Source organism: Streptococcus ovis DSM 16829 (assembly GCF_000380125.1).
GTDB lineage: Bacteria > Bacillota > Bacilli > Lactobacillales > Streptococcaceae > Streptococcus > Streptococcus ovis.
The window spans coordinates 1-13,143 of the sequence record NZ_KB904565.1 but is presented as its reverse complement, the minus strand read 5'-3'; the positions used below and the strand labels follow the sequence as shown (position 1 = coordinate 13,143).

At 35.6% G+C, this 13,143-nt stretch carries 12 protein-coding genes and 1 pseudogene; all 13 read left to right on the top strand.

All coding sequences use genetic code 11. From position 1 onward, the window contains the following. Positions 1–52: 52 nt before the first annotated feature. The gene (locus A3I9_RS0103395) at positions 53–250 is read left to right on the top strand and encodes a DUF951 domain-containing protein (protein ID WP_018377676.1); all 198 of its coding nucleotides are present in this window, start codon (positions 53–55) and stop codon (positions 248–250) included. A gap of 121 nt (positions 251–371) precedes the next feature. Further along, complete coding sequence (locus tag A3I9_RS0103390) at positions 372–773, top strand: helix-turn-helix domain-containing protein (protein WP_018377675.1); 402 nt, start codon at positions 372–374, stop codon at positions 771–773. An 84-nt stretch (positions 774–857) separates the two neighbouring features. Beyond that, positions 858–1,973 carry a redox-regulated ATPase YchF gene (gene ychF, locus A3I9_RS0103385; RefSeq protein WP_018377674.1) on the top strand — a complete coding sequence of 372 codons (1,116 nt, stop codon included), beginning with the start codon at positions 858–860 and terminating at the stop codon, positions 1,971–1,973. Between the two features lie 72 nt (positions 1,974–2,045). Further along, positions 2,046–2,615, top strand: coding sequence for an aminoacyl-tRNA hydrolase (pth, locus tag A3I9_RS0103380; protein WP_018377673.1), 570 nt, complete (start codon positions 2,046–2,048; stop codon positions 2,613–2,615). Further along, the gene (mfd, locus tag A3I9_RS0103375; RefSeq protein ID WP_018377672.1) at positions 2,615–6,097 is read left to right on the top strand and encodes a transcription-repair coupling factor; all 3,483 of its coding nucleotides are present in this window, start codon (positions 2,615–2,617) and stop codon (positions 6,095–6,097) included. The genes pth and mfd overlap by 1 nt, the downstream gene beginning before the upstream one ends. Before the next feature lie 139 nt (positions 6,098–6,236). After that, positions 6,237–6,317: pseudogene (locus A3I9_RS13695) on the top strand (helix-turn-helix domain-containing protein); the annotation flags it as partial. A 645-nt stretch (positions 6,318–6,962) separates the two neighbouring features. Next, positions 6,963–7,253: an RNA-binding S4 domain-containing protein gene (locus A3I9_RS0103365; RefSeq protein WP_018377670.1), complete on the top strand. Its 291-nt coding sequence runs from the start codon at positions 6,963–6,965 to the stop codon at positions 7,251–7,253. Then, positions 7,222–7,593 carry a septum formation initiator family protein gene (locus tag A3I9_RS0103360; protein ID WP_018377669.1) on the top strand — a complete coding sequence of 124 codons (372 nt, stop codon included), beginning with the start codon at positions 7,222–7,224 and terminating at the stop codon, positions 7,591–7,593. Before A3I9_RS0103365 ends, A3I9_RS0103360 begins: the two co-directional genes overlap by 32 nt. Next, positions 7,590–7,703, top strand: coding sequence for an SP_0009 family protein (locus A3I9_RS13795; protein ID WP_018377668.1), 114 nt, complete (start codon positions 7,590–7,592; stop codon positions 7,701–7,703). Before A3I9_RS0103360 ends, A3I9_RS13795 begins: the two co-directional genes overlap by 4 nt. Before the next feature lie 16 nt (positions 7,704–7,719). Further along, the gene (locus A3I9_RS0103350; RefSeq protein WP_018377667.1) at positions 7,720–9,000 is read left to right on the top strand and encodes a serine hydrolase; all 1,281 of its coding nucleotides are present in this window, start codon (positions 7,720–7,722) and stop codon (positions 8,998–9,000) included. After that, positions 8,997–10,271, top strand: a complete 1,275-nt coding sequence (gene tilS, locus A3I9_RS0103345) for a tRNA lysidine(34) synthetase TilS (protein ID WP_018377666.1) — start codon at positions 8,997–8,999, stop codon at positions 10,269–10,271. Before A3I9_RS0103350 ends, tilS begins: the two co-directional genes overlap by 4 nt. A 6-nt stretch (positions 10,272–10,277) precedes the next feature. Beyond that, positions 10,278–10,820, top strand: a complete 543-nt coding sequence (gene hpt, locus A3I9_RS0103340) for a hypoxanthine phosphoribosyltransferase (RefSeq protein ID WP_018377665.1) — start codon at positions 10,278–10,280, stop codon at positions 10,818–10,820. 20 nt (positions 10,821–10,840) lie between these two features. Beyond that, positions 10,841–12,799, top strand: a complete 1,959-nt coding sequence (ftsH, locus tag A3I9_RS0103335; RefSeq protein WP_018377664.1) for an ATP-dependent zinc metalloprotease FtsH — start codon at positions 10,841–10,843, stop codon at positions 12,797–12,799. The last annotated feature ends 344 nt before the right edge of the window (positions 12,800–13,143 follow it).

The following is a 13,143-nucleotide window of genomic DNA, read 5'->3' as shown; positions in this document are numbered from 1 at the left end:
TCACTTTGTGAAGTCTTTTCTTTTTTGATATAATCAAAAAAAGGAGAAAAACATGTATCAATTAGGATCCCTTGTAGAGATGAAAAAGCCCCATGCCTGCACCATTAAATCAACTGGTAAAAAAGCCAACGAATGGAAAATTGTCCGTATGGGGGCAGATATTAAAATTCAATGTACCAATTGCGACCATATTGTTATGATGAGCCGTCATGATTTTGAACGGAAGATAAAAAAAGTTCTGCAACCGTAGAAACCTTATTCTATTTAGCTTTTCTAGCAGTTGCGCAACGGTTAGTTGCGATAGAAAGTGCTAGTCTGCACTTACATTCTTGATTATAATAAGGTTAGAAAGAAGAAAGGTGGTTACGGTGATGACTGTATTTGCAGAACAATTAAAAAAATTTCGTCAAGAGAAAAACATCTCACAAGAAGAGTTGGCTAAACAGTTATTTATTTCACGTCAGGCCATTTCTAAGTGGGAGAACGGAGATGCAACACCAGATTTGGATAATTTGGTCAAACTATCTGAGATTTTTACTGTTAGCCTGAATGAATTGGTTAATGGTAAAAAGTCTGTTCCTACCAAAGAAGAAGATGATGACAATTTACATATTCTAAAAGGACGTGAATATGTGATGAATCCTAAAACTGGAAAGTATGAGAAGAGAGACGGATTAGCCATTTTTATCGATCTTATTTCAGAATACTGGTGGCTCATCTTTTTTGTGCCTCTCTTTGTGATGTGGATAAAAATATTAATCGATTTATTTTAGTGGCTCTTGCTATTCAGCAAGCTTTTTTCTCATTTTTTTGGTATAATACTCATGATTGAATTGAGAATGGAGAAACAAAAAAACATGGCTTTAACAGCAGGTATCGTTGGTTTACCAAACGTTGGGAAATCAACCCTATTTAATGCGATTACAAAGGCTGGTGCAGAAGCTGCGAACTATCCTTTTGCGACCATTGACCCAAATGTAGGGATGGTTGAAGTACCAGATGAGCGTTTACAGAAATTGACAGAGTTGATTACACCGAAAAAAACAGTCCCAACAACCTTTGAGTTTACAGATATTGCAGGGATTGTGAAAGGTGCTTCAAAAGGGGAAGGCCTCGGAAATAAATTCTTGGCCAATATCCGCGAGGTAGATGCTATTGTTCACGTCGTTCGTGCTTTTGATGATGAAAATGTCATGCGTGAGCAAGGACGTGAGGATGCCTTTGTAGATCCACTAGCAGATATCGAAACAATCAACCTCGAATTGATTTTGGCAGACCTTGAGAGTGTCAATAAACGCTATGCGCGTGTGGAGAAAATGGCACGTACACAAAAAGATAAGGATTCTGTTGCAGAATTTAATATTCTTCAAAAAATCAAACCTGTTCTTGAAGATGGTAAATCAGCTCGTACGATTGACTTTACCGATGATGAGCAAAAGATTGTGAAACAACTTTTCCTTTTGACAACTAAACCAGTTTTGTATGTGGCCAATGTTGATGAAGACAAGGTTGCTGAACCAGATGAGATTTCTTACGTGCAGCAAATCCGTGAATTTGCGGCGACTGAAAATGCTGAAGTAGTTGTGATCTCAGCGCGTGCTGAAGAAGAAATTTCAGAGCTTGATGACGAAGATAAAGCAGAATTTTTAGAAGCTATTGGTTTAACAGAGTCAGGTGTAGACAAGTTAACCCGTGCTGCTTACCACCTGCTTGGTCTTGGAACTTACTTTACAGCTGGTGAAAAAGAAGTGCGCGCTTGGACCTTTAAACGTGGTATCAAGGCACCTCAGGCAGCAGGGATTATCCATTCAGACTTTGAGCGTGGATTTATTCGTGCTGTAACTATGAGTTATGATGACTTGATGAAGTATGGTTCTGAAAAAGCTGTGAAAGAAGCTGGACGCCTGCGTGAAGAAGGAAAAGAATATGTCGTTCAAGATGGCGATATTATGGAATTCCGTTTCAATGTATAAGAGTAGATTTTAGAATAAAAGAGGTTGGAAAAATTTTTTCCAGCCCTTTTGGTCTTTTAGAAAGAGGAAAAAATGGTAAAACTAATTGTTGGATTAGGAAATCCAGGTTCAAAATACAAAGATACAAAGCATAATATTGGCTTTATGGTGATTGACAAGATTGCTACAAAACTTGACATTACCTTTACAGAGGATAAAATTTTTAAAGCTGAAGTGGGTTCTAGTTTTATAAATGGTGAAAAAATTTACTTTGTCAAGCCGATAACTTTTATGAATAAATCAGGAGAAGCTGTTCATGCTCTCTTGTCTTATTATGGTTTAGATGTTTCAGATTTACTGGTCATCTATGATGATTTAGATATGGAAGTAGGGAAAATTCGTTTTCGACAAAAGGGTTCTGCAGGTGGGCATAATGGGATAAAATCGATTATTGCGCATATTGGGACACAGGAATTTGATCGTGTTAAAGTAGGGATTGGCCGTCCGGCACCTAAGATGACTGTCATCAACCATGTCATGAGTTCTTTCCAAGGCGATGATGCGATTTTGATTGCAGAGGCAATTGATAAAGTTGACAATGCTGTCAATTATTATTTACAGGAAGAGGACTTTGAAAAAGTAATGAGAAGGTTCAATGGATAATGAATATTATTGAAATACTCCAACAAAACCAACAAATTCAAAAGTGGCAATCCCAATTAAATCAATCCACTAGACAATTGATATTAGGATTATCTAATACAAGTAAGGCACTTGTCATGGCGAGTGCTTTTGATAGTTTGAGTGAAAAAATCTTAATTTTAACTTCTACCCAAAATGAAGCAGAGAGAATAGTCGCTAATTTATCTGATTTACTTGGGGAGGAACATGTTTACAATTTCTTTACAGATGATAGTCCATTGGCAGAGTTTGTTTTTTCATCAAAAGACCGCACGCAATCAAGAATAGAAAGCTTAAATTTTTTAGTAGATAAGAAAAAAAATGGAGTTTTAGTTGCCAGTTTTGCGGCAACGAAGATTTTACTTCCCAATCCTGAGCAGTATCGAGCATCTACGTTGACTTTAGAGGTTGGTCAAGAAATAGATCCTCAAAATCTTATCCAAATCCTTTTAGCAATAGGATATAAGAAAGTATCGCGTGTTCTATCGCAAGGGGAGTTTAGCCTTCGAGGAGATATTCTAGATATTTTTGATTTTAACAGTGAATTTCCACATAGATTGGAATTCTTTGGAGATGAAATTGATAGTCTCCGTACCTTTGATAGTGACACACAAAAATCATTAGAAACGATTGAGATGTTTACAGTTTCTCCAGCTTCTGAGATAATCTTGACACCAGATGATTATAAGCGGGCAGAGAAAAATTTAACAAAATTCATTGATGAAAGTTCAAATGAAGAGCAAATTTCTTATTTACGAGAAGTTTTATCTGATATAAAAACTGGTTACCGACATCCAGATATCCGAAAATTTTTATCCATTCTTTACGAAAAAGAATGGACACTATTAGATTATCTTCCAAAATACTCTCCAATCTTTTTAGATGATTTTCATAAGATGATGGATAGCCATGCGAAGTTTGAAAAGGAAGTTGCTGAATTGTTGACAAGTGATTTACAAAGTAGTAAATCTCCAGCAAGTCTATCCTACTTTTCTGATTCTTACTCAGCAATTCGGAAGTACCAACCAGCTACCTTTTTCTCTACTTTTCAAAAGGGACTTGGGAATCTCAAATTTGATGCAACCTATTCCTTTAATCAACATTCCATGCAGGAATTTTTTAATCAAATTTCCTTGTTAAAAGAAGAATTAGACCGCTATAAAAAATCAGACTATACGGTTATTGTACAAGCCAACTCATCATCTTCTTTACAAAGTTTACAGAATACTTTACAGGAATACCAGATTGAACTTCCGTATCGTGAGGCGAATGAATTACAAATTGGTCAAATCCAACTGACGATTGGAAATCTTAGTGTCGGTTTTCAGTTTTTAGATGAGAAAATTGCCTTAATCACAGAAAGTGAAATTTTCCATAAAAAAATCAAACGAAAAATTCGCCGTAAACAGGTGTCAAATGCAGAACGCCTACGGAATTACAATGAGTTGGAAAAAGGAGATTATGTCGTCCACCACATTCATGGTATTGGCCAATTTCTAGGGATTGAGACCATTGAAATATCAGGTGTTCATCGAGATTATATTACGATTCAGTACCAAAATTCAGATCGGATTTCTTTACCCGTTGAACAAATTGATGGACTGTCTAAATATGTGGCCTCAGATGGAAAGACACCTAAATTAAATAAATTAAATGATGGTCGTTTCCAAAAAAGTAAGCAAAAAGTTCAAAAGCAGGTAGAGGATATTGCCGATGACTTGATTAAATTATACGCTGAACGTAGTCAACTAAAAGGTTTTGCTTTCTCACCAGATGATGAAAATCAACTGGAATTTGACAATCATTTTACTTATGTTGAAACAGAAGACCAGCTTCGTTCCATTGATGAAGTGAAAAAAGACATGGAAAAAGCATTTCCAATGGACCGCTTATTAGTAGGAGATGTTGGTTTTGGAAAAACAGAAGTTGCTATGCGGGCAGCTTTCAAAGCAGTAAATGATGGAAAACAAGTAGCTATTCTTGTTCCAACGACAGTTTTGGCGCAGCAGCATTATGAAAACTTCATTGAACGATTTGCAGATTTTCCTGTAAACATTGGTGTTCTCAGTCGTTTTAGAACGAAATCTGAACAAGCAATGACTTTAGAAAAATTAAAAAAGGGTCAACTAGATATTATTATTGGTACACATCGCTTGTTGTCAAAAGATGTCATATTTGCAGATTTAGGTTTATTGGTGATTGATGAGGAGCAACGTTTTGGTGTCAAGCATAAGGAAACATTGAAAGAACTCAAGAAAAAAATAGATGTTCTGACACTGACAGCTACTCCAATCCCTAGAACCTTGCACATGTCTATGCTTGGAATTCGTGATTTATCAGTTATTGAAACGCCTCCTACAAACCGTTACCCAGTCCAAACCTATGTATTAGAAACAAATGAAACTGTCATTCGTGATGGGATTTTACGTGAAATAGATCGTGGTGGTCAAGTTTACTATCTTTACAATAAAGTTGACACGATTGAAAAGAAGGTTTCAGAACTACGAGAGTTAGTTCCTGAAGCCAGTATCGGATTCGTCCATGGTCAAATGTCTGAAATTCAATTGGAAAATACGCTCTACGCCTTCATTGAAGGAGAGTATGATGTATTGGTTACGACAACGATTATTGAAACTGGCGTTGATATTCCAAATGCCAATACTCTATTCGTTGAAAATGCGGACTACATGGGACTGTCAACCTTGTATCAACTTAGAGGACGAGTCGGACGTTCAAGTCGTATCGCCTATGCCTATTTGATGTATCGACCAGATAAAAGTTTGACAGAGGTTTCTGAAAAACGGTTAGAAGCCATTAAAGGCTTTACTGAATTGGGGTCAGGTTTTAAAATTGCTATGCAGGATTTATCCATTCGTGGAGCTGGAAATCTGCTAGGGGCAGCACAGAGTGGATTTATTGATTCAGTTGGTTATGAATTGTATTCTCAACTTCTTGAAACAGCTATTTTAGAAAAACAAGGAAAGGTTCAAAAAAGGCTGAAGTCTAATACGGAAATCAACTTACAGATTGATGCATATTTACCAAGTGATTATATTGATGATCAACGAGAAAAAATTGAAATTTACAAACGTATCAAGGATATTGACAGTCGTGTCAATTATGAAGAATTACAAGACGAGCTGATAGATCGCTTCGGAGAATATCCAGATGCAGTTGCTTATTTGTTAGAAATCGGCTTGTTAAAATCTTTCTTAGATCAGTTATTTGCTAAATCAGTTGAATTGAAACAACAACAAGTTTTCGTTACTTTCGAACCCACAGCAGGACAATATTATCTAACTCAAGATTATTTTAAAGCCCTATCTGCAACAACATTAAAAGCGCGTATCTCTGAACAAAATGGCCAAATGCAAGTTATTTTTGATGTGCGTCATCAGAAAGATTTTACAATCTTAGAGGAATTGATGACTTTTGCTGAAACCTTACTATCCTTAAAAAAGTAATCTTTGTCAAAGACTTTTGATAAAGAAAATGCTAGCTTGATAAATAGATTGTATGGTAAACTAGTGGCTAAAAGATTAGATTAACATCATCAAGGAGGTCGAAATGGAGTTACATCATCGTTAAGTTGATTTACGGAAAAGTAAAAAATTTTCTCAGGAAGAATTAGCAGAGAAACTTTATGTTTCACGTCAAACAATTTCTTTCGCAGTAGCTGATTGACGTTTCTTGCCCCCCTATTGTCATAGCGAAACGTCTAATCATCTTTGTGAGGATGCGTCAACGAAATTGCATTCCTCGAATGACCAATTTCTGACTTATCGCCTGGGAACTTGGAAAAACGTATCCAGACCTCAAGTCACTCTTATTGATCGTTACATTTTTCGATGTCTCCTTGGATAATGTAATCAAAGGAGATGTTGATATCATGAAACATCAGGTTGACAAATCACAGTTCAAAAAGTGGATGATAGCTACTGGTTTAGCTTTTTTCGCTCATTCATCTCTTCAGCCACTTGGACGCTTTTATCAAATAGAGAATTTTCAAATTCTAAATTTCATATTGTTATTGCCCATATTTTATTGTTTGTAATGAAAAAACATAAGTTACAGACCTATAGCCAAATTCTTGATTTTGTGAACACTAAAGAAAAAAGTGACTTTTCTTGGTTAAGAGAGGGAACGCTTGTAGTCATTGTAATGTTTATACTTTGGTTCCTAATTATTTTAGTACAGTTTATCGGAATATTACTATTTTACTAAGAGAGCATAAGCTCTCTTTTTCTATGACATTTTGGTAACAAAACCTGTCTGCTCTGCTATTTTTCAAAAAAAGTGGTAAAATAGAAGAGATTGTGAGGTAAAAACATGAGACTAGATAAATACTTAAAAGTATCCCGAATTATTAAGCGACGTACGATTGCAAAAGAAGTGGCTGATAAGGGAAGAATCAAGGTAAATGGAATCTTGGCTAAATCATCAACAGATTTGAAAAATGGAGATGAAGTAGAAATTCGTTTTGGAAATAAATTACTTACTGTAAAAGTATTGGAAATGAAAGATTCTACTAAAAAAGAAGATGCATTGAAAATGTATGAAATTTTAAGCGAAATCAGGATTGCAGAAAATGAAGAAAACGAATATTCTACAAATCAATAATCAATATATCCAACAAGAATTAGCAAAACGAAAAAAAAATGAAGATGATCATCGTCAAAAAACTCGTTTTATGGGATTAATTTTAGTGTTAGTTGTATTTTTATTTATATTACCAACCTATAACTTGGTACAAAGTTATAATTCTTTACAAGAAAAGAAAGCACAACTAGTTAAACTAGAAGAACAATATCATCAGTTAGTAAGAGAAGAAAAAATTGAATCTTCTTTACTAACAAAACTAAAGGACAAGGAATATGCAGCTAAGTACATTCGAGCTAAGTGGCAATTTTCTAAAGAGGGCGAGTTTATTTACAATATTCCAGGTTTATTACCAAAATGACAGATACGATATTAGAAACAGTTAGGAAATTTTTAGAGTTCTCTGATGAAAAATTAGAAGAATTATCTAAAAAAAATAGAGAATTGAAATTAGAAAAAGAAGAAAAATAAGTAGGGAGGAGGGAACATGAAGAAATATTTAGCTGTCTTGTTGTTACCAGTTTTATTATCAACTACAAAAGTAGATAGTACAGAAATTGATTTTTATCTGAGTAATCAAGCAAATTACCAATTGAATTATCGACAATACGACGCACACTTTACTCAAGTTCCAGCCAATCCTAATGTGTTTACAACAATGGATACCTATATTGACAGCAACTTGACACAAAAAAAAGGGACAGTAGCACCAAATGAAGCATTTGAAATTATAGGTAGTCAAGTAAATGATCAGAATCAAGTAGTATTTGAATTAGCAAACCATTGTTTTGTATTGGCAGATTCATCCGTTATCTATGATGATGTTGTTCTAGAATCGACCATTAATGAGCAAAAGATGTGGCTGAAAAAAGGTTTTATAGTCTATTCAAGTCCTATTGGGAACAAAAGAAAAGCAATCAAAACGACACTTCAAGCATATCAGCCAGTAATGATTGCCGAAGTGGTGAGAACCCATACTGGAGAATTTGCAAAAGTTGATGGTCTTGGATGGATTGACATTTCGTATATAGCAATCGAAGATAATCGCATAGAAGCTGTTCAAGAATTATTGAATCAAAAATATACTTCTGAAAATATTGGCATTTTTGTAAAGCAATTAGCCACACAAAAGATAGCTGGTGTACATCAAGATAAAATGATGTATGCAGCAAGTGTCAGTAAGTTACCTGTACTTTATTATACCCAAGAAAGAATAAATGTAGGCGACTTTAAGTTGACAGAAGGTTTACAGTATGTTGACAAAGTTACAGGTTTTAAAGGAAGTTATTCTGCTGAAGGGAGCGGTTCTCTGTCAAAAATTGCAGATAATCGACATTATCGTATTGACGAATTGATTGACAAGATAGCTAAAGAATCCGACAATGCAGCAAGTAATGTATTGGCTTACTATATGACCAATCAGTTTGATTCAAGTTTTTACCAAACTATTTCAAAAATTGGAGGTCGCCACTGGGATATGTCTTCACGCCAAGCTTCTGCTCAAATGGCTGGCTTAATGATGGAGGCAATTTACTATCAAAATGGCTATGTATTAAACAGTTTACAATCAACTAATTTTGATAATCAGAGAATTGCTCGAGATATACCAGTTGTTGTAGCTCATAAAATTGGGGATGCGTATGATTTTAAACACGATGTTGGTTTAGTCTTTTCAGAATCACCTTTTGTACTATCTATTTTTACAGATCATTCAGATTATGACATGATTTCGCAAATAGCAAATGATATCTATGGAATATTAAAATGAAGGATAAATTTTTAAAAGTGGCACAAGAGGGTCACTTTTTTGATAAACATAAAAAAATATTAGTGGCAGTATCAGCAGGCAGAGATTCGATGTGTCTTTTACACTGTTTACTTGTAAATAGAGAAAGTCTGCAGATAGAAATTGCCGTAGCTCATGTGAATTATGGTTTACGGGAGGAATCAAAGCTTGAAGAAGAATTTTTGATGAATTTTTGCGAGCAGTTACAACTTCCTTTTTACTCAACTATTTATGATGAACCAGTATTTTCAGAAAAAAAAGGTAGAGATTTTCGGTATTCTTTCTTTAAAGAAACGATGGAGCATGAAGGTTATACTTGTTTGGTTACAGCTCACCATGCCGATGATCAAGCCGAAACTGTTTTTATGCGTCTTTTAAGGGGAAGTAGGCTACAACATCTTAGTGGAATTCGGACTGTACAACCGTTTGGCAAGGGGGAACTAATCCGTCCTCTTCTCAGTTTTAAAAAGTCAGAATTAGTAACGCCTACTAACTACTTTGAAGATAGTAGTAATCATTCTCACATTTATTTGCGAAATCGCGTTAGAAATCAGTATATTCCACTCTTAGAAAAAGAAAATCCTCAATTTACACGGCATCTTATTGAATTGAGCCAAGAAAGTCAACGACTATATCAGGCTTTAAAAGATTTAACAGCTGATTTAGATATTACAAATGTAGCATTTTTTAAAAAACAAACTTTAGCGGTTCAAAGTTTTTTACTGCAGTTGTATTTGGAAAAATTTCCAGATTTAAACATATCCAAATCTCAATTTGATGAGTTGCTGCATATTATTCAAACAAAAGCAAATTATCAACATTCTCTTAAAAATGATTATTTTTTTGTAAAAAATTATGAACAATTCCTCGTTACCAAAATCCTTCCGAAGACGGATGTTGTTTTGGATGATTACGTGATAGAATCAGATGGTGTATTTGAATACGGAGCATATCTTTTTTCTTTGAATGAGAAGCTACTGGATGCTACCCAAATTATTAATGTGGAAAAAGATGTTCCTATTTGTTTGAGACAGAAAAAAAATGGAGATCGAATTTTACTAAATGGCTTTTCAAAAAAGGTCAGTCGTTATTTTATTGATCAAAAAATCCCTGTCGATACACGAGAAAAAGTATTCATCATTGAGCAAGGAAAAAAAATTCTCGGAATCACGAATATTGCGACCAGTGATTTGAGTAAATCACTCAAAAATGATATAATGAAAAGCACATTATATATAAAAATGAAAGAGTAGAACGCCATGTTAGAAAATGATATTAAGAAAATTCTTATTTCACAAGAAGAGATTGTTGAAAAAAGCAAAGAGCTTGGTCAACGATTAACGGAAGAATATGATGGTAAAAATCCATTGTTGGTTGGAATCTTAAAGGGTTCTATCCCTTTTATGGCGGAACTTATCAAGCATATTGATACGCACATCGAAACAGAATTTATGGTAGTTTCTAGTTATCATGGTGGTACGGAAAGTAGCGGATCTGTCAAAATTATTAAAGATTTAGATACAGATGTGGCAGGAAGAGATGTTATTTTTATTGAAGATATCATTGATACAGGCCGTACATTGAAGGAATTAAAAGAACTATTTGAATTCCGTCAAGCCGGTTCGATTCGAATTGCAACCATGTTAGATAAACCAGAAGGGCGTGTGGTTGAGATAGATGCAGATTATACTTGCTTCACAATTCCAAACGAATTTGTGGTAGGATTTGGATTGGATTACAATGAAAATTATCGAAATCTTCCATATGTTGGGGTCTTGAAGGAAGAGATTTATTCTAATTAGGAAAAGGTCATTAATTTTTTATGAACAATCAAAAAAATAAGGGATTTATTCGAAATCCCTTTCTCATCATTTTACTGCTAGCAACTTTGATTACAGGTTATCAATTTTTTAGCGCAGGAAGTCAAGTTGCAACGCAAGAAATCAGTTATTCTGAACTTGTTTCAGAACTTAAATCTGGTAATGTAAAAGAAATTACATACCAACCAAATAGTAGTATCATTGACATTAAAGGTAAGTATAAAGAGGCTAAAAAAGGTAAAAATGAAATTGCTTCATCCATCCGCTTGTTCCAAGTCTCAGATACGACTACCTATAAAGAATTTTCTACTATTATATTGGCATCAGATTCGACTTTATCAACTTTACAAGATTTGGCGGACCAAAAGAAAGTTGATGTCAAAATCATTCCGGAAAGTTCAAATAGTCTGTGGTTGAGTATCCTTATTAATATTGTTCCATTTGGAATCGTATTGATATTCTTCATGATGATGATGAACCAAGGTGGAAATGGCGCACGTGGTGCGATGAACTTTGGACGGAATAAAGCAAAAGCTCTTGAAAAGAACAATATAAAGATTCGATTCTCAGATGTAGCTGGTGCTGAAGAAGAAAAACAAGAATTGGTTGAAGTAGTGGAATTTTTAAAAGATCCAAAACGCTTTACCAAACTTGGTGCTCGTATCCCAGCAGGTGTTCTTCTTGAAGGCCCTCCAGGGACTGGTAAAACACTCCTTGCTAAAGCTGTCGCAGGGGAAGCGGGTGTACCATTCTTCTCTATTTCTGGTTCGGATTTCGTAGAAATGTTTGTCGGTGTTGGTGCGAGCCGTGTTCGTTCTCTTTTTGAAGATGCGAAGAAAGCTGCTCCTGCCATTATCTTTATCGATGAAATCGATGCTGTCGGTCGTCAACGTGGTGTCGGCATGGGTGGTGGAAACGATGAACGTGAACAAACCCTCAACCAACTCTTGATTGAGATGGATGGATTTGAAGGAAATGAAGGCATTATTGTGATTGCGGCAACTAACCGCAGCGATGTTCTTGACCCAGCCCTTCTTCGTCCAGGTCGTTTTGACCGTAAGGTTTTGGTTGGTCGTCCAGATGTAAAAGGCCGAGAAGCAATCCTTAAAGTACATGCTAAAAATAAACCATTAGCAGAAGATGTTGATTTGAAATTAGTTGCGCAACAAACTCCAGGTTTTGTTGGTGCAGATTTAGAAAATGTCCTTAACGAAGCAGCCTTAGTGGCAGCTCGTCGCAATAAGACGAAAATTGATGCTTCTGATATTGATGAAGCAGAAGACCGTGTGATTGCTGGTCCTTCTAAGAAAGACCGTCAAGTTTCTCAACGTGAGCGCGAAATGGTGGCTTATCATGAAGCAGGTCACACTATCGTCGGTTTAGTCTTGTCAAATGCGCGTGAAGTTCATAAGGTTACAATTGTACCACGTGGCCGTGCAGGTGGTTACATGATTGCCCTTCCTAAAGAAGATCAAATGCTTCTGTCTAAGGATGACATGAAGGAACAATTAGCGGGGCTGATGGGTGGCCGTGTCGCAGAAGAAATTATTTTCAATGTCCAAACAACTGGTGCCTCAAACGACTTTGAACAGGCAACTCAAATGGCGCGTGCCATGGTGGCAGAATATGGTATGAGTGATAAAATGGGACCAATGCAGTATGAAGGAAATCATGCGATGTTTGGTGGCTATACTACTCAAAAACATATTTCTGAACAAACTGCTTATGAATTAGATAATGAAGTTCGAAATCTCCTTAATGAAGCTCGCAATAAGGCAGCTGAAATTATTCAAGATAATCGTGAAACTCATAAATTGATAGCAGAAGCTCTTTTGAAATATGAAACACTCGATAGCGTTCAAATCAAATCTCTTTATGAGACTGGTCAAATGCCCGATGTAGATGATGAAGATGATCCACACCCCTTAAGTTATCACGAAGTGAGAGAAAAGACCTTATAAGAAAATAGGAAAAGTTCCGGAATAAAAAAATTCCGGGCTTTTTTTAAAAGAAGAAGGACAAAAATGTCCTGTACGAACCCTTATGTAGGAAGTAGACTAGAGAGGAAGGAGTGGAAAGATGGAATTTAAGACAATCTATTCAAAGGTAAGCGGGATAGTGGAGAAAGCCCGGAAGGAATACTACGTGAAGTCATGGGAGCACGAGGATTGGGAACAAGAAGGGATGCTGGTATTGTATGAATTACTATCAAGCGATGCAAGCATCACGGAAGACATGAGTCGCTTATATGTGTACTATAAGGTTAAGTTCCGGAATCACGTAAAAGACAAGATACGGCGCCAAG

Excerpts from the sequence above, each read along its gene's own strand:
- tilS (WP_018377666.1), top strand. The coding sequence starts at position 8,997 with ATGAAGGATAAATTTTTAAAAGTGGCACAAGAGGGTCACTTTTTTGAT.
- A3I9_RS0103360 (WP_018377669.1), top strand. The coding sequence starts at position 7,222 with ATGAAGAAAACGAATATTCTACAAATCAATAATCAATATATCCAACAA.
- A3I9_RS0103390 (WP_018377675.1), top strand. The coding sequence starts at position 372 with ATGACTGTATTTGCAGAACAATTAAAAAAATTTCGTCAAGAGAAAAAC.
- ftsH (WP_018377664.1), top strand. The coding sequence starts at position 10,841 with ATGAACAATCAAAAAAATAAGGGATTTATTCGAAATCCCTTTCTCATC.
- hpt (WP_018377665.1), top strand. The coding sequence starts at position 10,278 with ATGTTAGAAAATGATATTAAGAAAATTCTTATTTCACAAGAAGAGATT.
- A3I9_RS0103350 (WP_018377667.1), top strand. The coding sequence starts at position 7,720 with ATGAAGAAATATTTAGCTGTCTTGTTGTTACCAGTTTTATTATCAACT.
- A3I9_RS0103395 (WP_018377676.1), top strand. The coding sequence starts at position 53 with ATGTATCAATTAGGATCCCTTGTAGAGATGAAAAAGCCCCATGCCTGC.
- A3I9_RS13795 (WP_018377668.1), top strand. The coding sequence starts at position 7,590 with ATGACAGATACGATATTAGAAACAGTTAGGAAATTTTTAGAGTTCTCT.
- pth (WP_018377673.1), top strand. The coding sequence starts at position 2,046 with ATGGTAAAACTAATTGTTGGATTAGGAAATCCAGGTTCAAAATACAAA.
- mfd (WP_018377672.1), top strand. The coding sequence starts at position 2,615 with ATGAATATTATTGAAATACTCCAACAAAACCAACAAATTCAAAAGTGG.
- ychF (WP_018377674.1), top strand. The coding sequence starts at position 858 with ATGGCTTTAACAGCAGGTATCGTTGGTTTACCAAACGTTGGGAAATCA.
- A3I9_RS0103365 (WP_018377670.1), top strand. The coding sequence starts at position 6,963 with ATGAGACTAGATAAATACTTAAAAGTATCCCGAATTATTAAGCGACGT.